We start from the raw sequence: 24,607 nt of genomic DNA, 5'->3' as shown, positions 1-24,607 counted from the left end.
CCGGACTTGGACAATTACCGTCCAGAGCGTCCGCTTGCGGATATCCAACGACAGGCGATCATCATCAGAAAGGGCATGGCCATGGCTCTGATAAACTCCGAGAACGAAAATAAGAAAGTGGATACTGAGCAGCGCTCGCAACCTTTACGTCAAATGGTCGCAAGATCGATCAGCGGACCGACAAAAGCCCGCAGGCATCGCAAGCGCCTTGGCCGTATGCGCATTTATCTGCTGACAGTTGTCGCCCCTACCCTTGCCGTCAGCGCGTATTACGCGTTTGTCGCCGCCCCGATCTATGTATCGGAATCCTCCTTCGTCGTTCGTATGGCCGCGCCACCATCATCCAGCGTCTTTGGCTCTCTGTTGCAGAACAGCGGGATTACGCGCTCGCAGGACGATACTTTTTCCGTGCAGGAATATATCCGCTCCCGTCAGGCGCTGAAGGAACTTGCCGAGCGGCTTCCCATACGAGCTATTTTCGGCAGCCCGCAGGCGGATTGGCTGACGCGTTTTCCCCGCTTCTGGGAAACCAATAGCGAGGAACAGCTCTATAATTACTATTCGAACCGAGTGTCGGTCATTCACAACGACACCACAGGTATCACCGTCCTGCGGACGACAGCCTTTCACGCGCAGGATGCCGCGGACATGAACACATCATTGCTGGCGCTCGGCGGCGATCTTCTCGACCGGCTCAACAACCGCGCCCGTGGCGATGCGGTTCGCTTTGCCGATGGCGAGGTGCAGCAGGGGCAGCAGCGGGTCATCGACGCGCAGAGAAACATAACGAACTTCAGAAACAAGGAGCTGATGATCGACCCGAATGCCAGTTCCACGTCGATGATCGATCTCATCAGCAATCTGACGTCGGCTCTCGCCAACACGCGGGCACGCCTTGCAGAAACACGCAAGACTGCGCCGGACAGTAACTCCATCCCATTTTTGACGAGTCAGGCTGCTGCACTGGAGCAGCAAATCGAGAGTGAACGAGCCAAAATGGTCGGATCGGATAAATCCGTCGCGCCCAGAATTGCCGATTACGAAAGTCTCGTCCTGATGCGGGAGTTTGCCAACAAGGCGCTCGTTGCCTCACTCGATGCACTCGAAGCAGCCAGGGCTGATGCGCGCCGCCAGCAGCTGTATCTCGAGGTCGTCGTTCCACCGCAGATGCCCGACGAGGCAGAGATGCCTTATGAGCTCAAGAACATTACAGTCGTTTTTCTGTCCTTGAGCCTTTGCTATCTGCTGGGCTGGCTCATGGTCACCGCCATCAGGGATCACGAAAGCGGCTGATCCCGATATCAATCAGGATGCCAGAAGCAGGTATAAATCTCCGCCATGCAGGCGCGGATCTCTCGGCTGGCGATCGAATCTGGCGTAACATGGCCATAGAGACTGAATTCCGCATCGCGTGCGCGAATGTAATATCGCAAGGCAGCATCGATATCCCGCATGGCTTTATACAGATGCGCAGTCTGGATTTCGACGTCGATCACTGAGGCTGCATCAAGGTTTTGCGCATATTCACGATAAACATCATAGAGCCTCAGCGCCTCATCGAAATCGCCGGCTTCCTTGGTCGCGTTGGCGTAAACGGCAATCAGATCGATTTCGCCATTCGTCTCCACCAGATCGTACAATTGCACCCGCGCCTGATGCCAGCGCCGCGATTGAAGCAATTCCATCGCGTTCTGGCGTTTGCGCTCTATATCGATGCGCGAAAATCGAAGACGCGCCGACTCCAGATGAGCGGCGATATCAACATTATCGGGCTCGAGAACATGGGCTTGCTCGTACCATTGAAGGGCGGATTCCCACTCATTCATCCGATTGTAGAGGTGCCCGAGCTGGAGGTGAATGTCGACATCGTCGGGCTCTTCCGCGAGGAACTGCTGATATGCCTCAAGCGCCGCATCGAAATCCCCATTCTCCTTGTGAGCATGCCCCAGCTGAACGAATAGCGATACACGCGCCGGATTTTGCTTCAGCGCCTGCTGATAATAGAAGGCGGCCGTCGCCCAATCGCGCCGATCGCGTGCGGCATCCGCCTCGGCGAGAGCATTGACTGGCATATCGGCTTCGGCTGCCTCTTTTCCCGTCTGGCCGACGCGCAGGAGCGTCGATGCAAATCTCAGTTCTCGTCTCATGATACGCGCCGCATCGAAATGTTTCGGGGACGCAACCAGCGGTCTTCGGGAGAGCGCTCGTGAATGCGAACACGCAATTCGATGAAACGATGCTCCCGCTTGATGGCCACACACACGGTTCCGGAGAACGAACCGACCAGCGTCATGACCTGTAGAAAATCGAGACCTGAATTGGCGACGATCTCGATATCGAGCCTGGCCGTTTGCGGTTGGATAATGTCGAGATCCAGCAACCAGTCGCCTTCCGCCATGCTGCGCTTAGGACCTGTCAACAGCCAGCCCGACTGCACTGTCCAGTTGCCGTCATTGATCTGCAGCGGCTGGCACAGGAGATCTGGAGCGATCATCCAGCCGACGTTTTCCACCTCACGCACAAGGACGAGCATCGCCTGACCATCCGGATTGACCAGCAGCCCCGACGGCGTGATGTTTGCGTTGGAGGCATCGGGCAGATCATGCGTGTCATCGTCATCTTCAGGCAGCAGCGTATCCCAATACGCTGTCTTGCCATCTCGGCGCGCAATAGCGACAATCCGCTTCACTACGTCTCTTCGCTTAAGGACGCCGCGCCTAAGGTCGAACTCCATCCCCAATCGCTCGGCGGATGTCGGATCGCGGCCGCAGATCCGCGAAAATGCATGGCGCAGGAAAGCCGGGTCATCGTCTTTCGCGAATCGAACGAAATTCTCCAGCATGGCGAACTGGTCCGGTTCCCGACGCAATGCATGCAGGCCGGACAGGCCGTTCAATGATTGCGGAATGGGACGGCGAGCCCTCAGCGCGTCCACCACACGCAGCCGATTGGTGCCGCCGCGAATGGCGTTTGCAAGCGAAAGACGATCGTCCGCTGTCAGATCGACCTCCGTCAGGTCCAATGCCTTTGCCCAGGCGTCGATGAAGGATTCCGCGGGCAAGGAGAACACGTCTTTCGGCAGCGAGCTCAAAGGCTGCCTATGCAACTCGGCGATGGTCAATATTTTCCCCCAACATCTTCTCGATGGCTGTGACATGCCGCGCGGCAGTGCGCGGATAGGAATACCAATGGGCGGCCTGGCTGCGGTCTCGATCCAGCATCGAGAGCAGCGAGGGATTTTGAGCAAGGCTGAGAAGCGCTTCCGCGATGCACTCTATCTCGGTACTCCTCACGACGTGACTGAACGGCCACAAGTCGCGCAGAACCGGCGAGCGAGAGCAAAGCAGCGGGCGGTCAACGCTCATTGCGATACGCGCTGCCCCGGTCGCCGTTTCGGTCGAGTGGCCATACAGGAAGGAAAGCAGGTCGCAGGTCATAAGTTCGCGACGTAGCTCTCTTTCCGGAATGAAGTCGAAACGTGTGATGATCTTGTCGGATAGTCCGAGATAGGCGATCAGATTTTCGATCATGGCGCGTGCCGCGCGCGATTCATCGGCGGGCACCATGCAGTTGAACAACTTGAGGCGCAGTCTCGGCTCGTAGTTCAATGCCTCCGCAAAAGCCAATACTAGACGGTCGATGTTCTTGTGTGGCATCAGGAACCCGAAGGAACCGATGGTGAAATGCGACGGGTCCGGTGCAGGTGCATCTTCCGGCACCAAGAGGACACCGTGCGGTATGACGATCGGGTTCGGGTGACCCGCAGCCGAAACGGCTGCTGCATCCTCTGCCGAATGCAGGAAGACGATGTCGAACGCGCGGGTCCAGTCGAGTGACCCACCGCGCAGCGCCTCTTTTACGCTATGCATAGTCAGCACGCGCAGCCGATGACTGGTTGCTGCGATCGGCTGTGCCAGTAATTCCATGTCCGGTGTTGAGAAATGCCCCGGATGATGTTGCATCCATAAGACATCGCCGCGTCCCTGCTCCAGCCGTCCAGCCAGGCGTTTGAGCGAAGCAAGATCATAGCCCCACAGCCGCGACATGCTGCGCGGTGTTGCCTCGACCATATCAACGGGCGCTTCGGGCAGCGCATCGTCCATGATCCGCCGGGCAAAGATATGCTCGATCCTGCCCTCGAATGCGGGCGCGCTATAGAGGTGCTGCGAATAGGTGGCGATACCGCACTGCTGTTGCCAGGAGGAGATGAGATCGATGGTCCAATCCTGCCGTGGTTGGGCCGCTGTCCGCGTGGATCTTGCAAGAGCGCTCAGGGTACGGATAGCGACCGATCTCCAGCTGAAATGCGCTTTCAACAATGATTTCGCCTTTTCCGTTCGGCTTTGAGCCTCATCGGGATGGTCGAGCACGGCGCGCATCTGCGTTCCCAGATGCTGCACAGAGGGTTCGGCCCAAAGGCTATGAGAGCCAGCCACATGAGCCTGAGATGCCGACATATGGCAGTCGACCAGCCAAGCCGTATCGGGTCGGCAGAAATCGAGCTGGCCGCTGTAATTCGTGGTGACAACGGGAACATCGAGCAGCATGGCTTCCGCCAGCGGCAGGCCGAACCCCTCCCCCCTGCTCGGCGCCACCAACATCGCGGCCGAACGATAGAGTGCGCGGAGCTGGCTGGGATTGTAATGCTGGTCGATGATGGTGATGGGGGGAGCATCGGCGAGTCTGTCACGCCTGTCGGCTAGAACAGATGCCGAGATATTATTCGGATTCGGAAAAGTCTTGATTACCAGTTCGACCGGATCATCCGCATGGAAGCTGTCCAGAAATGCATCGATCAGGACGTCGACACCCTTGCGCGGAAAGCAGGAAGAGACATGCAGAATGCGTCTGCGCCCGCTTTCGGGCAATGGGGATGGCACGTCGTCAGCAAAAGCCGAGAGATGATCACAGCCATTTCCGGTAACTTCCACTGGTATTGTGACGCCGGACCGCGCGAAACTGTCGCGAACGAAATTCGAAATGACGGTCACAAGGTCGAGATCGCGGTTGAAGCGATCCACCAGATATTGCGGAAATTCGAGCTCCTCCCAGGCAAAGGCGACATAGGCATTCTGCCGTCCGACCATGTTATGGGTAGCCGGGGGCCAGGTATTGCGAAGATGGATGTCAAAGGTCTCTTTGAAAGGATAGTCATCGCGCATTCGGCGGATGATATCCGGTGCTGTCGCCAGATTGACATCGCTCTGCCAATCTTCTTCAGCCGAATGACAAGTGATATTGATGCCCAAATCGATGAGCGCTTGCGCAAGGTGGCGATTGACGATCGCCAGGCTGTAATCGCCTTTGAACACTCCGTCGAAGAAAACTGTCTTGCCGGCAAATTTTTCGATCAGCGATCGCTCATCGATGCGGTCTGCATCGAGCAAGTAGGGCGAGACAGCATCGTCATGGCGCATTCAGTACTCCCAAGCGCTGAAAACAAAAAATGAACGATATTTTTAAGGCTAAGAGTTTCTCGGTCATACGAAAGTCGAGACGGGACCGACACCTCAACATCCTGCTTCAATCGCCTGCGGGCGGTCTTAACCGCCCGCAGTTCGTTTTGCATTCGAGTATCAGGATGCTTGCGCATCCTGAACGATGTAACCCAGTTCCTCGGCTCGCTGCTCGAGGATCGCGCGGGCTTGCTCCAGCACCTTGCCGGCATAGACCGGAGGATAGCACCAGTCGTTCCAACCGCGTGTCGCCGTGCCCGACATCGCGCCGAACCGCAGGACGCCTGGCTCAAGGAAGGACATACGGCCACCGAGATCCAGGTAGGTTTCCGTTGGAGCGCCTTCGGCGAGAATGATCGAGTGCTGCTCCAGTTCGATATGGAAATATTCGAAAGGTGCGAGCGTCGCCTCCTGGGTAACGGTGGTTCCGTTGACGAGGAACTTGGCGGGAATCAGAGACGCCTCCAGGAACATGCAGTGATCCGGAGAGACATAGAGATCCCGCGAGGGGACGTTTTCGGCAAATGCCCCGGCCTGGATACGGATAGGAAGGGTATCGCGCGGCTTATCGACGGCCTTCGGATCGAGGCGCCGGCGACCGACCCATTTGATTTCCGCAACGCCCTTGTGAGTGACCACAAGATCGCCGACGCGCAAATCCTCAACCGGAATATCTCCCTCCGGTGTATGGATCAGCGTGCCGCGCAGGAAGCAGCTCGTAAACGTCAGCGTGTCGGTGCCTCCGTCATAGGTATAAGTGACGCCGGCCGGGATCGTATAGGAGCCAAGTGAGATGAGGTGAAGCGCATCGGTATAGAAGGTGACGGTATTTCCCGACTGGCCGACAAAGTTCGAACCGACGATCTCGATTTTGTCGCCGGATTGAACGTTTGTCACGTTCGGTGGCGTCGAAATGTTCAAATTGACGAGACCGGGATTGTACGAGAACAGACCAGTGCCATTAGCACTGGCAAAATCCACGGTGACGCCGTTCAGCAAACCGACGTTAAGCAGACTGGCTTCGACGTTAATGCTGGAGCCAGCGCCGATCGCATAAGTATAGGTGGAACCGGCTCCGATATTCGCAAGGCCGGCATTGATCGTCACGTTTGCGCCGTTGATCGCTTCGATCGTCGTGCTCGACAGCGCGCCGGTACCGACAAAGCTGCTGATATCGACATTAACACCGTCCACTATGACCGTGCCATTGGAAACCAGGTTCAGCTGGAGCGTGTCTGACGGGCCGCCGGCATTGCTGCTGTTGATGGTGGTCGTGCCGCCGTTGACTAGATTTACGTCAATCAAAGCCATGTTATTACCCTCTCCATTGGATTAACACGTTGTTTTCAAGCCAAATTTCCCGTCAGAACTTGTAGTTCAGACCCACTCGAACGGCATGAAAATCAAGGCTGCCTTTCGTGTTGAGGGCATCTCCCCCAAATTTGCTGCTGCCAAAATCGACATACTGATATTCGAGTTTTGCCGTCACATGATCGGTGAAGGCGTGTTCGACACCGGCGCCGACAGTCCAGCCGGCCTTTGTCTTGTCATCGTCGAAGCCGACGCCAGCCAATGCACCCTTATAGTTGACATGCCCATAGGCGAGACCGCCGGTGCCGTAGAACAAAGTATTGTCATAGGCGTAACCGATGCGAGGACGGACAGTGCCGTACCAGTCGATTTTGGACGATGCGCTTGCGATATCGCTTCTGAAGGAATCGCTGATGTCAGCACCCTGGAAATCAGCTTCAAGGCCGACTACCCAGTTCGGGTCGAACTGATAGTTGTAGCCGATTTGACCACCACCGAGAAAACCGGATCCCTCAAGCTTGCCATACCTGCCAAGATAATCTCCGAACGAATGGAAACCGACAGTGTCGTTGCCGCCGAAACCGCCGCCGGCGTTCAGACCCACATAGAAGCCGGTCCACGAAAATACCGGCGCCGCTTCGACAGGGGCTTGAGGCGGCGTGGAAACCGCAAGGTCTGCTGCATAAACGGTACTCCCCGCAACCGCCGCCATCAGAAAAACGGTGGATCCCAAAAACTTGCGCATTCGAAAATTCTCCTTAAAGGAATTCACGAGATTCAACATGTAACCTGTGAAAGTTCACGTTGAAGCCATAATATCGACGTGATTATAGCTGTAAATACGTAATTGCTAATAAATATCTTTATAAACTATACGTTATTTGTATAACGCTGTCGCAATATGTATTGAGGTAACGGTGATTCTATACTTGGGGAGCACCCAAATATTCCGGAATCTACCGTTGCGGATCAACACGGTTTAGAATCGGAAGGCGGGCTTCGCGTCGCTGCATGCGAATAACTTGTTTCGTCGGCAAAAGGTCGCCGTCAATTTCCGGTGACGTAATTGGATGCAGCCTGTCGCTTTCGATATAGACAGTCCACGCGCTGTTCTGCACGTTTCGAGCGCTACCGCAGATATCAATCTGCTGCGCCGGGAGGCCTGACGGGGCGGACCCTTTGAAGGAACGTCTGGCCTCCCAACTGCGCGCAATGCCCTGCCCCAACATCCCTTTCGGAAAGAACCTGCCGGCAGTGCATGCGCGAAAGCAGACGTATATGGTCTGTGCTCGCAATAGCATTCAAACGGGAGAAGAACTGGCGGCATCTCGGGCTGCAGCATTGCGAGACAGGTGGCGTGTCGGGCGTTAGGTATCGGCTTACTTTAAAACCGGCTTTCCAACGTCAGACGCAATCGGACCTCTGCTGTCGCTTTGCGTATGGACGACAGGACGGTGAAAAGCCACATCTTTGGAGCTATCGCAACCGCCAATTTGCGATGGACGGGAGGCCCGGCCGCCTTGCTTCAAGCACCGGTCGGGCCTCCTCGTTTGCACCATGCGTGGCTCACCATGCAGTTGCGTCTTTTCTCGCACACGCTGTAGCGCTTTGGGATTTCAGGGGACGGAAAGGTTTAACAGACCGGGCTTTAATCGCCGGAGGTAACAACGCGTATACTCACCGCATCCGCTGCCTTCAGGAAAGCAGAGCGAACCTGTTCAGGCGAGGCTCTGCCTTTGACGCCGTCGATACAGGCTTGCAGCGCTTCTTCGAAGGCATCCCCGCTGTGGATCGGCCATTGCGTAGTAAGATACTCGATCGCCTGGCCAATTGAAGCGATGAATTGAAGCTCGCCGCCATCAGGCGGTGCAATGCCGATAGGCGCGAATGCCAGCTCTTCTGGATCGTTGGAGGCGTCAAATGGCGGCGCCTGATCTTGATCCCCGGCGTTTTCGGATTTCGCGTGTCGCCGTCTCGTCACGAGCGTGGCGAGCAATGTCATGTCCCGAGCGATCTGGTCCAGGGCTGCTAGTTTGTCCTCTTTAGCTGGCGCCCCATCCAAACTACTCCCTTCAGCTTGCGTTCGCTCCTGGGGTAATGGCGGGCGGTCATCCGCGTTCGTCTGAGGACTGGGAACTTCAACAGGGATTGAATTAACGAGCTGCTCACCATGATCGAGGTCGGCGCCGCCATTCTCATCATTCCGCCGCATGCTGTACGTCCCAATGAGCGCCATCGAATACATCTCACTTACGGCAGGCGTGCCGTATCATGCTGCTTCGATAAAAGTACGACTAATAAAACGTATTTGATTGGTACAGGTTAAAGCTTTGAAACGATTTTGACCAGTATCGCGACAGGAAAAAGAGCGAATACTCATAAAATCATACGAATATTGGCTTATTTTCGATGTATAATTGTGGGAGTTTTCGCTTAAAAAGCCGATAGACATGCGTGAGCGCGACAGGCGCTCTTCGGAAGTCGTCACGCCGACCCGGTGCATGTCGCGTCAAGATCTGCGGTGTTTTGCGACGAAAAAAGCCGTCGGAACGTTGAAGGGGCGCACCGAAGTGCGCCGCCTGCTCAGACGATGAAGAAAGTCGATGGCGGAACCTGTAATGCGGTGGCAATACGGCGAAGTTTTGCCGGATCGGCCTCGGCTCCAGCCTCGATTTCAATGATTTCCTCACTGGTGAGGCCGCAGGTTTCCGAGAGGTCGTCAACGGTGTAGCCGATGGCTTCACGCGCCTGCCGCACGGCAGCAGCGATCTCACCATCAGGAACGGTAGAAACCTTTGAACTATCGATATTATTCGGAGTAATGGACATGAAATTTCTCCTTCCAAAGTCCGCCGGCCAAATCGTTGCCGGGTGAAGGCAGCTATTGCAGCCATGAGGCAAATCGGCCCAAACAAAAGCGGCCGAACGCTGCGTCAATATAGGCATCAATGCGGCGAGGGCAAGCACGCAGGCGCATAGCAGCCAATCGCTTGGCTCTCAGCTCATTTCGAAATTTAATATTCTGTGATGGCGACGACACGTCAGGGTTACAGAAGAACGAACTCTGCTGCGCGTCGTCTTGAGACGGTTGCCGCCGGCCGGCTGCGAACGCCACCTGCAACGATGACGATCACTTCCGGCCTTTTGCCTTGCGCACCTTGCGCTCAGCCGCAAGTAAAAGTCCCTTGAGTTCCGGTTCACGCACACGGTTGGCTGCTTCGACGAAGGAAACCCACTCGACACGGCGCTGGCCTCGCTCCGGGAAGTCCTGAAAGGTCTGCTCAACCTCAAGCAGATGCAATCCGACAATGCAGGGAACGCGATTACCGTCGGCAAGCTGCTTTAAATAGGTGAAATAGCCGAACGGCTTTTTCTTAACCTTGCCGCGTACGCCGGCTTCTTCGTAAGCCTCGATGGCAGCAACTTCATGCGGCTTCTTGCCCTTGATCGGCCAGCCCTTGGGCACGACCCATCGGCCGCTTTCCCGGCTGGTGACGACGAGCATCTCGGCTTCATCGCAGTCGGGCGTCTTCCTGTAGCAGATGGCGGCATATTGCTCATGGACCTGGCCGTGCAGCAACTCGTCCGCATGAGAGGCAAGTTCGGACAGAAAGCTCTCCGACCGTCGCAAGGCTTTTTGCTGCGCTGAGAGTGAGGAAGCCATGTGCGCTACTCGCGACATGGTCGATCGACGCACATGTTCCTCGAAGCTGGCTGGCTTGTGCTCACAAAAATCGTCTGTGACACGCTGCCCTCCTGTCCGCTTGGGTTTCGTCGAAATTCACAACTGTCAGTATGATGCTGTGAGCTGTTGCAGTGACAGTTTTATGAAGGCGGCTGTTGATGATGCGAGGGGCAGCAGCCATCTGGCGGTGCTACACGAAACTGTGATCAAACGGCACGGAAGTGGAAAACGGCCCTCGAAAGGGCCGTTTCATCCTTGGGAGGATGATGCGAAGTTTACTCGGCCGCCTGCAGGGCAGGCACCTCGATCTCTTCGCTCAATTGCCCCGCCATGGCGGCGGCAAACTTGGTCTGGTCGAGTTCATTTTCCCAGCGGGCGACGACGACCGTGGCTACCGCATTGCCGACGAAGTTCGTCAGTGCACGGCATTCGGACATGAAGCGGTCGATGCCGAGGATCAGCGCCATGCCGGCGATCGGAACCGACGGTACGACAGCAAGGGTAGCAGCAAGCGTGATGAAGCCTGCACCGGTGATGCCGGCAGCACCCTTGGAGCTCAACATGGCGACGAGCAGCAGCAGGATCTGGTCGCCGAAGGTCAGCGGCGTATCGGTTGCCTGAGCGATGAACAGCGCAGCCAGCGTCATATAGATATTGGTGCCGTCCAGGTTGAAGGAGTAACCCGTGGGGATGACGAGGCCGACGACGGAGCGTTTGCAGCCGGCACGCTCCATCTTGTTCATCAGGCCTGGCAATGCAGCTTCGGACGACGAGGTGCCGAGCACCAGCAGCAGCTCTTCCTTGATGTAGCGGATCAGCGCCAGGATCGAGAAGCCGTTATAGCGGGCAACGGCGCCGAGCACGACGAGCACGAACAGCAGCGACGTGGCGTAGAAGGTGCCGATCAGGAAGGCCAGATTGGCGATCGTGCCGATACCGTATTTGCCGATGGTAAACGCCATGGCGCCAAAGGCACCGATGGGGGCGAACTTCATCAGCAGGGCAACCATGCGGAAGATCGGCGTGGTCAGTGCCTGCAGGAAATCCGTCACTGGGCGGCCGCGTTCGCCGGCAGCGCCAAGCGCAATGCCGAAGACGACCGAGAAGAACAGCACCTGGAGAATATCGCCCTTGGCGAAAGCGCCGACGATGGTATCCGGAATGATGTTCATCAGGAAGCCAACGACCGACGCGTCATGGGCCTGTGCCGCATAGTTGTTGACGGCCTTCGTATCCAGCGTCGCCGGATTGATGTGCATGCCGGCACCCGGCTGCACGACGTTGGCAATGATGAGACCGACGATCAGCGCCAACGTCGAGAAGGTCAGGAAGTAGATGAATGACTTGCCGACGACGCGACCGAATTTCTTCAAGTCCGACATGCCGGCGATACCGGTCGTGACCGTGAGGAAGATTACGGGCGCGATGACCATGCGCACCAGCTTGATGAAGGCGTCACCCAGCGGCTGCAACGACGTGCCGAGCTGCGGATAGTAGTGACCAAGCAGGATGCCGGCGGCGATGGCGGTGAGAACCTGCACGTAGAGGTGCCGGTAGAAGGGAACTTTGGCGTGCGTTTCCGCGGCAGCGATGGGAGCAATCATGATGTCCTCCGTTAAGCCCAACCGATCTCTCGGCCCTCCGGGCGACGACTAGAATTCAACAGCCTCCGACTGTTTCATCATCCTCTGCAATGACCGTGCCAAATGCGCGCCATGATTTTAACACATTGCTTTTGTTGAGTTTTAATTTCCGGCGCGGATCGAAGATCCTCGATCTGTGCGACTATTCGCACAGATCGAATTGCGGCGCGCGCGAAATCATGCACAATACGGCAATGCTGCAGCGCCCGGCCAACGAACGATTTCTAACGCCCGAGCAACTGGGCCGGCGCTCCCGCCGGGTCTGGCTCGTGTTTGCGTTTCTAAGTGCGGCTGTCATTGCAGCTGGTCTTTATGGCGCGAATTTCTATGGTCGGCTCTCGGCAATAGAAACGCTGCAGAGGCAGGGGCACACGGATGCGAACCTCAAGGTCGCCCTGCTGCGCGCAGTCCTCGAACGTCCGCGCGCCCTGCCACTCTTGCTGGCCGACGATCAGCAGGTGCGAGATGCGCTCGCCGAGAAGCACATCGACGATGTTGTCGCCCTGGACCGTAAGCTCGAAAGTCTCGTCTCGGGCACCAGCGCATCCGTCCTTTACGTCACCGGCAAGGACGGCGTTGCCATGGCCTCCAGCAACTGGCGCGAGCCCTTGAGCTTCGTCGGCAACGACTATTCCTTTCGTGACTACTTCCGCAAAGCCATGGAAACGGGAACCGCCGAACATTATGCACTCGGCACGGTCAGCAATCGCCCCGGCCTCTACATTTCCCGCCGTGTCGGCGATGTCGGCTCTGCGCTCGGTGTCGTTGTGGTGAAGATGGAGTTCGATCAGCTGGAGGCTGACTGGAGCGAGACCGGCCGCCCCGCTTACGTGACCGACGAACGCGGTGTCGTGCTCATCACTAGCCTACCCTCATGGCGCTTCATGACGACCGCTCCGCTTGCGCGCGGGGAAGCCGACGCGATTCGAAAAAGCCTGCAATTCGGCGCTGCACCGCTTTCGCCCCTTCCGGTCAGCCATCCCGAAGAGCTTGGCCCGGATGCAACCATCGTGCGCGCCATTCTGCCCGGAAGCAGCGCTGCGGAATATTTGCAGCTGACAGTCGCGGTTCCATCGACGCCCTGGCAGCTCGGCTATCTGATCCCGACCGATCAGGCGATCGCCTCGTCCGTGCGCGAGACACGTTTCTTCGCTTTGACCATCCTTCTGCCGATCCTCGCATTCGCCGCTTTCCTGCTGCGACGCCGCGACGTATCGGCCATGCAGATCGCCGTCAGCCGGATCGCGCGTGAAGAATTGGAGCGCCGGGTTCTTGAGCGCACGGAGGACTTAAGCCAGGCCCGCGATCGGCTGGAGGCGGAAATTGCAGACCACCGTGCGACGGAAGCCAAGCTGCAGGGTGTGCAGCAGGATCTCGTGCAGGCCAATCGCCTTGCCATCCTGGGTCAGGTCGCCGCCGGCGTAGCCCATGAAATCAATCAGCCGGTGGCGACGATCCGTGCCTATGCTGAGAATGCCAATGTCTTCCTTGATCGGCAGCAGACGGAGCCGGTGAAGGAAAATCTTTCGGCGATCGCGGCGTTGACGGAGCGTATCGGCACGATCACCGAAGAACTGAAGGCCTTTGCCCGCAAGGGAAGGACTGCACCGGAGCCGGTTGATCTCAGAAGCGTGATAGAAGGGGCCGTGGTCCTGCTGAGGAGCCGTTTTGCCGGTCGGCTGGATGCGCTGAAGATCGAGTTGCCACCAACGGGCCTCGGCGTTGTCGGGACTCGCATCCGGCTGGAACAAGTGCTGATCAACCTCTTTCAGAATGCTCTGGAAGCCCTGGAAGGTCGCGACGAGGCCAAGGTGGAGGTGTCAGTGCACGAGACTTCAGAGGAAGTCGAAATTGTGGTTTCTGACAACGGCCCCGGCATTCCCGCGGCGATCCTCGACTCGCTGTTTACACCCTTCAACACGTCCAAGGAAAAAGGCCTCGGCCTTGGTCTCGTCATTTCAAAGGATATCGTCGTCGATTATGGCGGCCGGATCGATGTCGAGAGCAATGACAGCGGCACACGCTTCACCGTCCATTTGCGCAAGGCCACACCATGAGTGAGAGTTCCCCCGTTTTCCTGATCGACGACGATAGGGATCTGTTGAGAGCGACGAAACAGACGCTTGAACTGGCTGGCTTTGCCGTCTCCGCCTTTTCTGCCGCAAGCGAAGCGCTCCATGCTCTCAATGTCGATTTTGCGGGTGTGGTCGTCTCCGATATCCGCATGCCGCAGATGGACGGACAGCAGCTCTTTGTCCGCATCAAGGCGCTCGACGCCGATCTGCCGGTCATTCTGGTGACGGGTCATGGCGATATTCCGATGGCGGTTCAGGCGATCCAGGATGGCGCTTATGATTTCATCGCGAAGCCCTTCGCCACTGACCGGCTGGTGCAAAGCGTGCGGCGAGCTGCCGAGAAACGACGGCTCGTTCTGGAGAACCGCGCTTTGCGGCAGGCGGCGGAGCAGGCCCAGAGCGATCTGCCGCTAATCGGCCAGACCCCCGCAATTGAACGGCTGCGGCATACGCTGCGGCAGATCGCCGATACGGATGTCGATGTGCTTGTCACGGGAGAGACTGGCAGCGGCAAGGAAGTGGTGGCGAGCCTGCTGCATCGGTGGAGCCGGCGAGCGAAGGGCAATTTCGTCGCGCTGAACTGCGGTGCCCTGCCCGAAACCGTGATCGAGAGCGAGCTTTTCGGCCACGAACCGGGCGCTTTTACTGGCGCCCAGAAGAAGCGCGTTGGGCGCATCGAACATTCAAGCGCCGGCACCCTGTTTCTCGACGAGATCGAAAGCATGCCGCCGGCAATTCAGGTGCAAATGCTGCGCGTGCTGGAAATGCGCGAGGTGACGCCACTCGGCACCAATGAAGTCCGCCCCGTCGATCTTCGCGTCGTTGCGGCGGCGAAGGTCGATCTCGGCGATCCCCGCCAGCGCGGCGATTTTCGCGAGGATCTCTACTATCGCCTCAACGTTGTCACGCTTTCCATTCCGCCATTGCGTGAACGGCGCGATGACATTCCCCTGCTCTTCGGCCATTTCGCCGATCGTGCCGCCAATCGCTTCAACCGCGAGGTGCCGGCCATGTCCACAACGGTGCGCCGCCATCTGCGGGAGCACGACTGGCCGGGCAATGTTCGCGAACTCTCGCATTTTGCCGAGCGCTTCGTGCTCGGTCTCGAATCGACAACAACCGTAAAATCCGACGAAGCGCCGGCAGCGGATGAAGGCCTGCCGTTGCCTGCTCGAGTAGAGCGCTACGAAGCCGAACTCATCCGCGAAACCCTGTCGCAGAACAATGGAGATGTGCGCCGTACCATCGAAGCGCTCGGCATTCCAAGAAAGACCTTCTACGACAAGCTGCAGCGACACGGCATCGTCAGAGGCGATTTTGCCGGCTTTGACGGGGATGATCGCCGAGGCTCATGATCCGCTGCCGATCAGCGGATCATGCCAATCGAAGCGGGTTGGCGCGACGCGCTTCAGGCGCTGCGGCGCATTTCCTTGGCATTGGAACCGTCGCTTAGTCGGGTCGCTGCCTCGGCGGTGCGATCCAGAACCAGCATAGCTTGCGCGACCACCGCCGCAAGCGCTTCATCGCTCTTGGAAGCGGCCACCACCAGCGGCGCGCTCAGGCAAATTCTAAGGGCACTTGCCGGTACATCACCAAAATCGGCACAGCGAACGGGCTGGCCGAGACGCACCAAGGCAACTCCATCGCCTTCGACGGCCAGCTCCTTGTAGACCGCCGCCATTTCCGCTGCGGTCAGCATGGCGCCATCTGTGCAATTGCGCAGGTAAAACGAAAAGATGGAGGGAATTTCATCCCAGCGAAGAGCCGATGATGCGCCCCACAGCGCACGCCGGTCCAATGGCCGGCTCTGCAAAGGCTCGAAAGCCGGATCGTTCGCATGACGATCAGAGACGGCGTCGGCAAAAGCGGACAAGACGGCAATCATGCGATCTTCGGCTACGCCGACGAGGCGTTCGAGCTCGAACAACGCGGCTTTCCAGCGCAGCAGCAGGCCAAGATTGGTGCGGTCCGGCAAGATATTGCGAGCGGCCCAGCCTTCAGGCCACTCCGCTCTCCCGCAATAATCCGCCAAGGCTGCAGGCAGAGTGCGCGATTTGAAGCGTTCCGACATTTCTGGCGGGCACAGAAGCGCGCCGCTGAAAATCGGTCCGGCGAGGAATTTCGAACCCGTGAGCGCAACCATGAAGCCATGGGCGAGATAGGCCCGGATCGTTGCCGGTGACAGGCGAAACTGGCAGGCATCGATCATGATATCCAGCACGGTGCCGAAACGCTCCTTCAGACGCATGACGGTCTCAAGGCTCGGGGCCAGCAGGCTGGTCTTCGATACGTCTGTTACGACGAGAAGGCATCTGAGGCCGGCTGCGCGGGCAAGTTCGATGAGGCCGCGCAGCTCCTCTTCCACCTCGCTATCGGCGCGAAGGGAACCATCCTTGCTGCGCACGGCAATGGTGGCGTTGCGTGTTGCGTCCCCTGGCCGCAATTCTTCGCCCTTGGCGACGGACCGTGCGCTGCTGACGCGGCTCATGAAATGCCGCCCGGCCGTCGCCATCATGACGCCGCTGCCCGTTTCGTTCCCCATCAGCGTGATGGTCATCAGGGCACGTTGATCCTCGCCCGCCAGCAGTGCTGCCGAAAAGAGATGAATGTCCGTGCCCGATGTGGCCAGGATCGCATCGATCCGGGGTGCCGACGCTTGGTTAAGGCCAAGCAAGCACAACAGATCCTCCCGCACGCGCCCGATTTCGCGATCGTAGACAGTCGTCGGCGAGCTTGTTTCCATCTCCCGCCTCAGATCCGCGTAAAAGGATTCGACCGCGGCAAAGGCGGCAGCGGATATGGTCGATGCCGTCGACGAACCGAAAGCAAGATCTTCGGGCCGGGGCGCCGGACCATAGCCATACATGTTGAGCCCGGTGAGCGGATCGCAATCCAGACGTTCATCGCCACCCGACACCAAGTGTTTCAGCAGCGCATCCCTCGCCTCGCTCTGTTGCCTCGACAACGCACCCGTAGTCGCATTTTTATCCAGGGCACAATCGTCAGCAACTTGCTGCATGGAGAAGCATTCCTCTTTCGCCAATGTCGACACGCTTTGCAGAATCGCGCTGCGGTCTACGCCGAGCGGGGGGAGCCTCGGCAGTCGAACATTACGCTTCACAAGATGGAGCGAGGCTGACTTGCCAGGCCGGCAGCGCCAGCAGTAAGCGCAATAAAAAAGCTCGCGATCCGGAGGGTCGCGAGCTCATTTCTGCAAGGCGAATTGTCGGGTCAGCCGGCAGCTTCCAGCTTATCCTGCGTCTTCGTCTCGAAGTCGCTGGCATCGTGGCGCTCGCGCAGCTGCTCGGATGGATCGCCCGACATGCGGTTGACCATGCGGCCGCGCTTGACGGCAGGACGCGAGTAGATTTGCTCGGCCCAGCGCTGCACGTTCTTGTAGTCCTGCACCTGCAGGAACTCGGTCGCACCGTACTGCCACCCCTTGGCCAAACCGCCGTACCACGGCCAGATGGCGATATCGGCAATCGTATAGTCGCTGCCGGCGATATATTCGCTTTCAGCCAGACGGCGGTCTAGCACGTCGAGCTGGCGCTTCACCTCCATGGCAAAGCGATCGATCGCATATTCGATCTTCGTCGGCGCATAGGCGTAGAAGTGACCGAAACCGCCGCCGAGATAGGGAGCGCTGCCCATCTGCCAGAACAGCCAGGAGATGCATTCGGCACGCGCCGGCTGCTCGGTCGGCAGGAAGGCGCCAAATTTTTCGGCGAGATACATCAAAATCGAGGCCGATTCGAAAACGCGAACCGGCTTCGGGCCACTGCGGTCGAGCAAAGCCGGGATCTTCGAATTCGGATTGACGTCAACGAAACCGCTGCCGAACTGGTCGCCCTCACCGATCTTGATCAGCCAGGCATCATATTCCGCGCCGCTATGACCGAGCGCCAGCAGCTCTTCCAGCATGATGGTGACCTTCACGCCGTTTGGCGTTCCAAGCGAATAGAGCTGAAGGGGATGGCGTCCTACCGGCAGTTCCTTCTCGTGAGTCGGGCCGGCAATCGGGCGATTGATATTGGCGAACTGGCCGCCATTGGCCTTGTTCCAGGTCCAGATTTTCGGCGGGGTATATTCGGCAGGGCCGGTCATGGGCATCCTCCTTTTTCGGGAATCGAATTTGGGCGATCTTCGATGTAGCGCGCTACATAGATCGCACATAGGGGCCGCTCTTCATTTTTGCGAGAGGAGAATGCGCACTCTTTAACGCGGAAGCGCTCTTGCCGCCTGGGTTAGGGCGCGACTCTTCGACCGCGTTAGGCCATTGGCAAATGTCTGGAGGTTCATGAAACGAAAAAGCCTGCCGCGGGAGGAGGAGCGGCAGGCTTTTTACAAGAACCGAACAGCGGATGGGAGGAGGAGTTCCGCTATTCCTGCAGCCGTCCCTGGGAGGAGGATAAGGACGTCTGCCAAGCGAAGGGATGCGGGAGGAGATGCATCGCTTCGATGAAGACGAACATACCAGTCTTTTGCTCAGTTCATAGGCATTTCTTTGCAAGGCAGTTATGCGCCATGCGAAAACCGGGCAGCTGAGTCAATCGCAATCTTCAGCCAGCGCGGCGAAGAATGAGCGGGATACCCATAAAGCAAAAGCGCCTGCTCGGAGGAACAGGCGCTGGCATAATGCATGCTTTATAAGGAGCCGGTGCGGCCGTTAGCGAGCGATCGCTGCGCGGGCAACGTTGCGGATTTCGCCGCGATCGATACCCAGGTCGTGCAGTTCGCGCGTGGACATACGGCCCAGTTCGGCGACCGTCTGACGATACTTGCGCCAGTTATTGAAAGAGCGTGCTACGTTCATGATGATCCCCTTTCCTTGGGCTTTCGAAGCTGAGCTGCCGTGCTTGGCGCTCCCGTCGCTTCGATGAGAAATATATAGTCGAAACCCTCGGCTTTTTGCAGAGCTAAGGAATCACTGCACCTATGCACATACTGCATATGTCGCCCGAAAAGCAGGCGGTCGTCATCCTGTCGATCACGCCTGCCTTTGCGATTTGCTGATGACAGCGCCTCCTTTGTCTGCGAAAAGAAGAGAGATGAGAGACAGGGGCGTCCGCCATCCGGCGGGCTGAGAAGCACCCTTCGAACCTGAACCAGATCATGCTGGCGGAGGGAGTCGCTCGGGACCTCGCGAAGCTGAAGCACGTCGTCCCTACGCGTCTCGCCGCCTGAAAGGGGCGATATGCAAGACCAAATCACACCGGGCAATCTACTTCGCACCATGCGGGAAAGCCCTCTCCTGGTGCAATGCATCACCAATTTCGTCGCCATGAATATCGCGGCCAATGTGATGCTTGCCGCCGGGGCATCGCCGGCAATGGTACATGCCGAAGAGGAAGCCGGCGAGTTTGCCGCTATCTCCGGCGCACTGACGGTCAATATCGGTACACTCTCGTCCGGCTGGCTTGCGGGCATGCTGACGGCTGCGAGGTCGGCAAGCAATGCCGGCAAGCCCTGGGTCCTCGATCCCGTCGCCCATTATGCGACCGCATTCCGTCGCGATGCCATCGCGCGCTTGCTGGAACTAAAGCCGGCAATCATTCGCGGCAACGCATCCGAAATCATCGCGCTTGCCGGCGGCACGAGCCGCGGCCAGGGCGTCGATAGCAGGGATGCCGTCGAACAAGCCGAAGATTCCGCCCGACTGCTCGCCGAAAGGCACGGCTGCGTAGTGGCAGTCACCGGCGTTACGGATTTCGTGACGGATGGAGGGAAAGCGCGGCGCATTGCCGGAGGATCGCCGCTCATGCCGCAGGTGACGGCACTCGGCTGCTCCCTTACTTGCCTTGTCGGTGCGTTTGCGGCGGCAGCTCCAGATGATCCTTTCGATGCGACCATAGCGGCGCTTGCCGTCTTTGCCGTTGCCGGTGAACAGGCGGGAGCAATTGCAGATGGCCCAGGCTCTTTCTCCTGGCGCTTCCTCGATGCCCTTGCCGCCCTCACCCCGGAAACGCTGGATCGCGACGCAAGGATATCGGCAGCATGAAACAAGACTTCGATCTATCGCTCTATCTCGTCCTCGATCCGCTGCTATGCCGTGATCTCGGCATGGTGGAGACGACGCGGGCGGCGGTGGCCGGTGGCGCTACCATCATCCAGCTTCGCGACAAGGAGGCTTCGACCGCCGCCATGATCGAGACCGGCCGCGCCCTCAAGCAAATCCTGCACGGAACGAATGTCCGGCTGATCGTTAACGACAATGTCGAGGCCGCCATCGCCATCGGCGCCGATGGCCTTCACATCGGCCAGGAAGATATGAATGCCGCCGACGCTCGCCGCGTGATCGGCCCGGACATGATCCTCGGCCTCTCGGTGGAGACGGAGGCCCTCGCCTCCGCCATCGATGCCCGGATTGTCGACTATGCCGGGATCGGCCCGATCTTTGCCACGCCCACCAAGCCCGACCACAAGCAGCCGATCGGCTTCGACGGGCTTGCCCGCATCGTCAGGCTTTGCCCCGTTCCATCAGTCGCGATCGGCGGCGTGAAGGCAGAGCATGCCGCGAGCGTTTACTTAGCCGGCGCCGATGGTCTTGCGGTCGTCTCGGCCATATGCGGCCAACCGGACCCGCAAGCCGCGACAACCATCATCGCGAAAGCCATCAAGGAGGCTCGCCAATGATCCGCAATGTCTTATCCATCGCTGGCTCCGATCCCTCCGGCGGCGCTGGCATCCAGGCCGACCTGAAGGCTTTCTCGGCCCGCGGCGTTTATGGAATGGCGGCTCTGACTGCTTTGACGGCGCAGAACACGCAGGGCGTCTCCGGCGTCCATCCCGTGCCCCCTCATTTCGTGGCAGACCAGATCAATGCGATCTTTGCCGACATCCGTGTGGATGCTGTCAAGATCGGCATGATCGCCAATGCCGCCATCGCCAATGCCGTTGCGGATATTCTGGCGCGACATCGCGATATACCCGTCGTTCTCGACCCGGTCATGATCGCCAAGGGTGGTGCCGCCCTGCTCGCTGCCGATGCCGTTGACGTGCTGACCACACGATTGCTGCCGCTTGCGACCGTCATTACCCCGAACCTGCCCGAAGCGGCTGCGCTGTTGCATGACGCGGAGGCGAAAAGCCGCGAAGACATGGCGCGCCAGGCGCGTGCGCTGGCAGCGCTCGGGCCTTCGGCTGTCCTCGTCAAGGGTGGTCATCTCGAAGGAGATGAAAGCCCGGATGTGCTCGCAAGCGGAGACCATGTGACCTGGTTCGAAGCTGAACGGCTGCCGACCAAGAATACGCATGGAACGGGCTGCACGCTCTCCAGCGCTATAGCCGCGGAGATTGCCAAAGGCCTGTCGCTTGCCGATGCTGTCGCCGTCGGCAAGGCCTATCTCGCCGCCGCAGTTGCTGCTGCAGGCCAGCTTTCCGTCGGCAGCGGCCATGGGCCTGTGCAGCATTTCCATGCGCTCTGGCACATAAGCAAGGAGTAGAGAAATAAGTGTCGCTCAAGGAGCGGATCGTCATCATCTCAGGCGCCGGGCGCGGTCTCGGCGCTGCCATCGCAACGGCCTTTGCTCGGGAGGGCGCAAAGGTTGCCATCAAGGGGTCGTTTGCGGGAGGGACGGAAACCTACGCTAAGCTCTACCGGGGAATCTCACGGTTCAGTTGCGCGAAGTTTTTTCTGAGCCTGGACTGCGGTGAAAAAATTGAAAGAGCCCATGATGAGCAAGGCTATTGCGAACGGCTTTAAGGCGGACGAGAGAGTTGATTGCAAGTGCGGCTGCATGAACCCGCCAAATAGCACCATAAAAGCTGCAAAAACCAAAGCTTGCAAAATAGCGTATTCGGCCACTCGCCCTAAAGATCTTTCCCTCAAATTCTCTGCAGGGAAGAAGACCGTTAGCCCCTTCATAGCCAGCATAAGGAGCGGGAAAAGCAAGCCAATCTTAAAGAGGTTCACCACTGTTATGTGGTCATCGAGAAGATAAAGAAACATTGGGATGAGAACTGCAGGCGAAAGGTGGAAAAGATAATCTCTTAGGACCTGATTGCGCACGCTTTCATCTCCGAATGAAGGCTATTCAAAAATCCTAGGTTATTGGGCATCGAAGTCAACCGGATTAGCGGCTCTACGCCAATTCAAGAACCCGCTTTCCATAGTCCCTAAGTTCGCCCTTCGGATGACATATCGATAGCGGGTGACGCGCTCAATGCTGAGTTCCTTGCTCAGAACGGAAAAGGACGTGGCGCGCTTTGCCATGGTGGCCTCGTCCTCAAGTAACGGCCCGTATGAAAAAGGCGCTGCCTCCAAGGCAACGCCGATATTGAAGCTTTGCAGCCGGCTGGTTCGGGCAGCTCAAGCCCAGCCCATGGTCAGCACGCCAAAGAGAATGACGGCGCCGAGCACGATACGATAGATGACGAAAGGCCAGGTCGAAAAGCGCTCAAGGAAGCGCATCAGCCCCCAGATGGTGATGAAGGACGCTATGCTGCCGACGATCAGGCCAACGAGCAGTACCGACCAGGCTTCCATCGGAATATGCGCCTTGTGAAGCTCATAAAGCTCCTTCAAGCCGGCAAGAGCGATGGCCGGTAAGCCGAGCAGGAAGGAGAACCGTGCCGCCTCCTCTCTTTTCAAGCCGAGGAACAGTGCGCCGGTTAGGGTCGAACCCGAGCGCGAGACACCGGGGATAAGAGCACCGACCTGCGTGATGCCGACAAAAAGGGCATCCATCAGCGTCATCTGTCCGATATCCTTCCTATGGCGGCTGTAAAGCTCAGCGACCGCCAAGAGCAAGCCCATGACCACGCAGGCGATGCCGATGACCCAGAGGCTGCGGAAAGACGTGCCGCAAGCGTTCAGGGAGGATGACAGCAGCAGGCCGGCGATCACGATCGGTACGGTGGCAATCACGATGGCGATGGCAAGCCGGATGGAAGGAGAGCTCCAATCCCTTTGCCTGATCGCATCGAGCGATCCAAAGGTGACGTAGCGGACGTCGCTCCAGAAATAGGAGACGATCGCGGCAAGGGCAGCAAGCTGCATCGTAGCCGAGAAGGCAGAACCAGGGTCCTGCCAGCCCAGCAAGGCCGGCACTACGCGCATATGGGCAGTGGACGAGACCGGCAGTAGCTCGGTCAATCCCTGCACGATGCCCAGAATTGCGATCTTGGCATAACCCAGGGCAACAAAGCCCGTATCCACGCCTTGCGTACAAACATCAGCCACGTTTTGATATCCTCAGTTGTTCAGGGGGCTTAGCACCGGAGTGGTGCGACGAACTAGCTGTGAAACTGGTTCCCAAATTGAACTTGGCAACACCTGGCGAAGGTGTCGCCAATTTCATATCGGGACAAGCTGAGGATATAGCCGCGCAGGCTGAACTCTATCTGAAATTGCCGGCTCGAATTTCGGAGTTTGGCGTATTTCTAGCCTTCATCCTCCGGCAACGCCTGCATGTAGCGAATCATGGTGTAGAAGCCGGCGAGGAGGACCAACGCGCCTGCCGCATGATGCAGATTGTGCAGCATCGTATGGTGATGCCTGAGCAGAAGGCAGCTCAGATTGTAAAGGGTTATGGCCACCGCCGTCATGAGAGCGGCCAGGAATAGCGCCATGTTTCGCTGAAAGAAATCAATCATCACGCACACCTCGTTTGAGTGCCAACAGATTCCATAAGGATTGGGGAGGAATTACGACAAAGGCACTGAGCCGCGGCGCCGTGGCAGGCGAACACCGATGGGGCTCATTTCGTATAGAGCGCGCGCGATCTTTCCAGATGCTTGAGCATCGCCTGCTCGGCGCCATCGGCATCGTTTTCAGCCAGACGCGCAAGAATTTCCTCATGTTCGACAAGCGTGAACTTTTCCTTGCCAGTCCAGATCAGCATGTCGGTATGATAGGCTTTCAGCCATGCGAGCATCGCTTCGCTGACGGCAGCAAAGATCGGATTGCCGGAAATCTGGGCGATGCGCGTATGGAACTGCATGTCCGCAGAAATGAAGTCCTCGGCATGTCCGAGTGAGTTGCGCTGCCGGTCGATGATCTCACGGAGATCGGCAACATCTTTCTTGCTCGCGCGCTGTGCGGCCTCGCGTGCCATGCCGCGCTCGAAGAAGATGCGGGCGCTCTTCAACTGTTCAAGGGAATCAGGTGATTGCGACAACATGATCTTTGCGGTCAGGTCGACCTGCCGAAAGATCGACTTCGCCGTGAGCTGAAGCACCTTGGCACGTTCGCCATGGGAGATGTTGACCAGCCCCATATTGGCAAGGGCCTGCATGGCCTCCCGGATCGCCGGACGTCCGACACCGAAGCGTTCCATGAGGACACGCTCTGACGGCATCTCATCACCCGGCTTGAGCTCTCCCGACGTGATCAACCGTTCCAGCCGGTCGAATACTTCATCGGATAGCTTTCGGCGTACAATTTGTTCGACTGGCTCGCCCATGGAATCCCGCTTTCCCAAAGCTTTACTCCCT

The 24,607-nt window shown here is 58.2% G+C and carries 22 protein-coding genes and 1 riboswitch; of the genes, 6 read left to right on the top strand and 16 right to left on the bottom strand.

Translation table 11 applies throughout. The features are described from left to right. Positions 1-216: 216 nt before the first annotated feature. Positions 217-1,293 carry a KpsE/RkpR family capsule polysaccharide export protein gene (locus AC13RE_RS23785; protein ID WP_488564767.1) on the top strand — a complete coding sequence of 359 codons (1,077 nt, stop codon included), beginning with the start codon at positions 217-219 and terminating at the stop codon, positions 1,291-1,293. Positions 1,294-1,301: 8 nt separating this feature from the next. Here the strand turns inward: AC13RE_RS23785 and AC13RE_RS23780 are convergent, their stop codons facing one another. From AC13RE_RS23780 to AC13RE_RS23740, 9 genes are all read right to left on the bottom strand, one after another. After that, on the bottom strand, positions 1,302-2,147 hold the full coding sequence (locus AC13RE_RS23780) for a tetratricopeptide repeat protein (RefSeq protein WP_488564766.1): 846 nt from the start codon (positions 2,145-2,147) through the stop codon (positions 1,302-1,304). Further along, positions 2,144-2,935, bottom strand: a complete 792-nt coding sequence (locus tag AC13RE_RS23775; RefSeq protein WP_488564765.1) for a hypothetical protein — start codon at positions 2,933-2,935, stop codon at positions 2,144-2,146. The genes AC13RE_RS23780 and AC13RE_RS23775 overlap by 4 nt, the downstream gene beginning before the upstream one ends. 163 nt (positions 2,936-3,098) lie before the next feature. After that, the gene (locus AC13RE_RS23770; RefSeq protein WP_488564764.1) at positions 3,099-5,417 is read right to left on the bottom strand and encodes a glycosyltransferase family 4 protein; all 2,319 of its coding nucleotides are present in this window, start codon (positions 5,415-5,417) and stop codon (positions 3,099-3,101) included. A gap of 159 nt (positions 5,418-5,576) precedes the next feature. Beyond that, a complete protein-coding gene (locus AC13RE_RS23765; RefSeq protein WP_488564763.1) occupies positions 5,577-6,767 on the bottom strand; it encodes a Hint domain-containing protein in 1,191 nt (396 codons plus the stop codon). A 52-nt stretch (positions 6,768-6,819) separates the two neighbouring features. Next, positions 6,820-7,512 (bottom strand): outer membrane protein, encoded by a 693-nt coding sequence (locus AC13RE_RS23760; protein WP_488564762.1) that lies wholly within the window; start codon positions 7,510-7,512, stop codon positions 6,820-6,822. Between the two features lie 903 nt (positions 7,513-8,415). Then, complete coding sequence (locus tag AC13RE_RS23755; RefSeq protein ID WP_488564761.1) at positions 8,416-8,979, bottom strand: DUF982 domain-containing protein; 564 nt, start codon at positions 8,977-8,979, stop codon at positions 8,416-8,418. Between the two features lie 371 nt (positions 8,980-9,350). Further along, the gene (locus AC13RE_RS23750; protein WP_015343001.1) at positions 9,351-9,596 is read right to left on the bottom strand and encodes a helix-turn-helix domain-containing protein; all 246 of its coding nucleotides are present in this window, start codon (positions 9,594-9,596) and stop codon (positions 9,351-9,353) included. A gap of 301 nt (positions 9,597-9,897) precedes the next feature. Continuing rightward, a complete protein-coding gene (locus AC13RE_RS23745; protein ID WP_132718411.1) occupies positions 9,898-10,431 on the bottom strand; it encodes an NUDIX hydrolase in 534 nt (177 codons plus the stop codon). A gap of 296 nt (positions 10,432-10,727) precedes the next feature. Continuing rightward, the gene (locus tag AC13RE_RS23740) at positions 10,728-12,056 is read right to left on the bottom strand and encodes a dicarboxylate/amino acid:cation symporter (RefSeq protein ID WP_488564760.1); all 1,329 of its coding nucleotides are present in this window, start codon (positions 12,054-12,056) and stop codon (positions 10,728-10,730) included. Between the two features lie 218 nt (positions 12,057-12,274). Between AC13RE_RS23740 and AC13RE_RS23735 the strand changes: the two genes are divergently transcribed. Both AC13RE_RS23735 and AC13RE_RS23730 read left to right on the top strand, forming a co-directional pair. Then, on the top strand, positions 12,275-14,152 hold the full coding sequence (locus AC13RE_RS23735) for a sensor histidine kinase (RefSeq protein WP_488564759.1): 1,878 nt from the start codon (positions 12,275-12,277) through the stop codon (positions 14,150-14,152). After that, on the top strand, positions 14,149-15,525 hold the full coding sequence (locus AC13RE_RS23730) for a sigma-54-dependent transcriptional regulator (protein WP_488564758.1): 1,377 nt from the start codon (positions 14,149-14,151) through the stop codon (positions 15,523-15,525). The genes AC13RE_RS23735 and AC13RE_RS23730 overlap by 4 nt, the downstream gene beginning before the upstream one ends. A gap of 53 nt (positions 15,526-15,578) precedes the next feature. Here the strand turns inward: AC13RE_RS23730 and AC13RE_RS23725 are convergent, their stop codons facing one another. From AC13RE_RS23725 to AC13RE_RS23715, 3 genes are all read right to left on the bottom strand, one after another. Continuing rightward, positions 15,579-17,189, bottom strand: coding sequence for a hypothetical protein (locus tag AC13RE_RS23725; protein WP_488564757.1), 1,611 nt, complete (start codon positions 17,187-17,189; stop codon positions 15,579-15,581). Positions 17,190-17,401: 212 nt separating this feature from the next. Then, a complete protein-coding gene (gene yghU / locus AC13RE_RS23720) occupies positions 17,402-18,277 on the bottom strand; it encodes a glutathione-dependent disulfide-bond oxidoreductase (RefSeq protein WP_488564756.1) in 876 nt (291 codons plus the stop codon). 562 nt (positions 18,278-18,839) lie between these two features. Continuing rightward, on the bottom strand, positions 18,840-18,986 hold the full coding sequence (locus tag AC13RE_RS23715; RefSeq protein ID WP_015342994.1) for a DUF1127 domain-containing protein: 147 nt from the start codon (positions 18,984-18,986) through the stop codon (positions 18,840-18,842). Positions 18,987-19,220: 234 nt separating this feature from the next. After that, positions 19,221-19,317, top strand: a riboswitch (TPP riboswitch). A 50-nt stretch (positions 19,318-19,367) separates the two neighbouring features. Here AC13RE_RS23715 and thiM point away from each other — a divergent pair. The 3 genes from thiM to thiD are packed head-to-tail and all read left to right on the top strand — an operon-like array spanning position 19,368 to position 21,615. Next, positions 19,368-20,171 (top strand): hydroxyethylthiazole kinase, encoded by an 804-nt coding sequence (gene thiM, locus AC13RE_RS23710; RefSeq protein ID WP_488564755.1) that lies wholly within the window; start codon positions 19,368-19,370, stop codon positions 20,169-20,171. After that, the gene (gene thiE / locus AC13RE_RS23705; RefSeq protein ID WP_488564754.1) at positions 20,168-20,806 is read left to right on the top strand and encodes a thiamine phosphate synthase; all 639 of its coding nucleotides are present in this window, start codon (positions 20,168-20,170) and stop codon (positions 20,804-20,806) included. The genes thiM and thiE overlap by 4 nt, the downstream gene beginning before the upstream one ends. Beyond that, positions 20,803-21,615, top strand: coding sequence for a bifunctional hydroxymethylpyrimidine kinase/phosphomethylpyrimidine kinase (gene thiD, locus AC13RE_RS23700; protein WP_488564753.1), 813 nt, complete (start codon positions 20,803-20,805; stop codon positions 21,613-21,615). The genes thiE and thiD overlap by 4 nt, the downstream gene beginning before the upstream one ends. Before the next feature lie 164 nt (positions 21,616-21,779). Here the strand turns inward: thiD and AC13RE_RS23695 are convergent, their stop codons facing one another. The 4 genes from AC13RE_RS23695 to AC13RE_RS23680 all read right to left on the bottom strand — a co-directional run bounded on the left by AC13RE_RS23695 (position 21,780) and on the right by AC13RE_RS23680 (position 24,576). Then, the gene (locus tag AC13RE_RS23695) at positions 21,780-22,181 is read right to left on the bottom strand and encodes a hypothetical protein (protein WP_488564752.1); all 402 of its coding nucleotides are present in this window, start codon (positions 22,179-22,181) and stop codon (positions 21,780-21,782) included. Between the two features lie 300 nt (positions 22,182-22,481). Then, the gene (locus tag AC13RE_RS23690) at positions 22,482-23,354 is read right to left on the bottom strand and encodes an undecaprenyl-diphosphate phosphatase (RefSeq protein ID WP_488564751.1); all 873 of its coding nucleotides are present in this window, start codon (positions 23,352-23,354) and stop codon (positions 22,482-22,484) included. A gap of 200 nt (positions 23,355-23,554) precedes the next feature. After that, on the bottom strand, positions 23,555-23,767 hold the full coding sequence (locus AC13RE_RS23685) for a hypothetical protein (protein WP_015342989.1): 213 nt from the start codon (positions 23,765-23,767) through the stop codon (positions 23,555-23,557). 104 nt (positions 23,768-23,871) lie between these two features. Beyond that, positions 23,872-24,576, bottom strand: coding sequence for a transcriptional regulator NanR (locus tag AC13RE_RS23680; RefSeq protein ID WP_132718388.1), 705 nt, complete (start codon positions 24,574-24,576; stop codon positions 23,872-23,874). Positions 24,577-24,607 lie beyond the last annotated feature (31 nt).

It is taken from the genome of Martinezella sp. CNPSo 3959 (assembly GCF_057784355.1).
The sequence above is the reverse complement of the archived record's forward strand: the minus strand, read 5'-3'. Positions and strand labels throughout refer to the sequence as shown.

Excerpts from the sequence above, each read along its gene's own strand:
- AC13RE_RS23785 (WP_488564767.1), top strand. The coding sequence starts at position 217 with ATGCGCATTTATCTGCTGACAGTTGTCGCCCCTACCCTTGCCGTCAGC.
- AC13RE_RS23780 (WP_488564766.1), bottom strand. The coding sequence starts at position 2,147 with ATGAGACGAGAACTGAGATTTGCATCGACGCTCCTGCGCGTCGGCCAG.
- AC13RE_RS23770 (WP_488564764.1), bottom strand. The coding sequence starts at position 5,417 with ATGCGCCATGACGATGCTGTCTCGCCCTACTTGCTCGATGCAGACCGC.
- AC13RE_RS23765 (WP_488564763.1), bottom strand. The coding sequence starts at position 6,767 with ATGGCTTTGATTGACGTAAATCTAGTCAACGGCGGCACGACCACCATC.
- AC13RE_RS23760 (WP_488564762.1), bottom strand. The coding sequence starts at position 7,512 with ATGCGCAAGTTTTTGGGATCCACCGTTTTTCTGATGGCGGCGGTTGCG.
- AC13RE_RS23755 (WP_488564761.1), bottom strand. The coding sequence starts at position 8,979 with ATGCGGCGGAATGATGAGAATGGCGGCGCCGACCTCGATCATGGTGAG.
- AC13RE_RS23750 (WP_015343001.1), bottom strand. The coding sequence starts at position 9,596 with ATGTCCATTACTCCGAATAATATCGATAGTTCAAAGGTTTCTACCGTT.
- AC13RE_RS23745 (WP_132718411.1), bottom strand. The coding sequence starts at position 10,431 with ATGGCTTCCTCACTCTCAGCGCAGCAAAAAGCCTTGCGACGGTCGGAG.
- AC13RE_RS23740 (WP_488564760.1), bottom strand. The coding sequence starts at position 12,056 with ATGATTGCTCCCATCGCTGCCGCGGAAACGCACGCCAAAGTTCCCTTC.
- AC13RE_RS23735 (WP_488564759.1), top strand. The coding sequence starts at position 12,275 with ATGCACAATACGGCAATGCTGCAGCGCCCGGCCAACGAACGATTTCTA.
- AC13RE_RS23730 (WP_488564758.1), top strand. The coding sequence starts at position 14,149 with ATGAGTGAGAGTTCCCCCGTTTTCCTGATCGACGACGATAGGGATCTG.
- AC13RE_RS23725 (WP_488564757.1), bottom strand. The coding sequence starts at position 17,189 with ATGCAGCAAGTTGCTGACGATTGTGCCCTGGATAAAAATGCGACTACG.
- yghU (WP_488564756.1), bottom strand. The coding sequence starts at position 18,277 with ATGACCGGCCCTGCCGAATATACCCCGCCGAAAATCTGGACCTGGAAC.
- AC13RE_RS23715 (WP_015342994.1), bottom strand. The coding sequence starts at position 18,986 with ATGAACGTAGCACGCTCTTTCAATAACTGGCGCAAGTATCGTCAGACG.
- thiM (WP_488564755.1), top strand. The coding sequence starts at position 19,368 with ATGCAAGACCAAATCACACCGGGCAATCTACTTCGCACCATGCGGGAA.
- thiE (WP_488564754.1), top strand. The coding sequence starts at position 20,168 with ATGAAACAAGACTTCGATCTATCGCTCTATCTCGTCCTCGATCCGCTG.
- thiD (WP_488564753.1), top strand. The coding sequence starts at position 20,803 with ATGATCCGCAATGTCTTATCCATCGCTGGCTCCGATCCCTCCGGCGGC.
- AC13RE_RS23685 (WP_015342989.1), bottom strand. The coding sequence starts at position 23,767 with ATGATTGATTTCTTTCAGCGAAACATGGCGCTATTCCTGGCCGCTCTC.
- AC13RE_RS23680 (WP_132718388.1), bottom strand. The coding sequence starts at position 24,576 with ATGGGCGAGCCAGTCGAACAAATTGTACGCCGAAAGCTATCCGATGAA.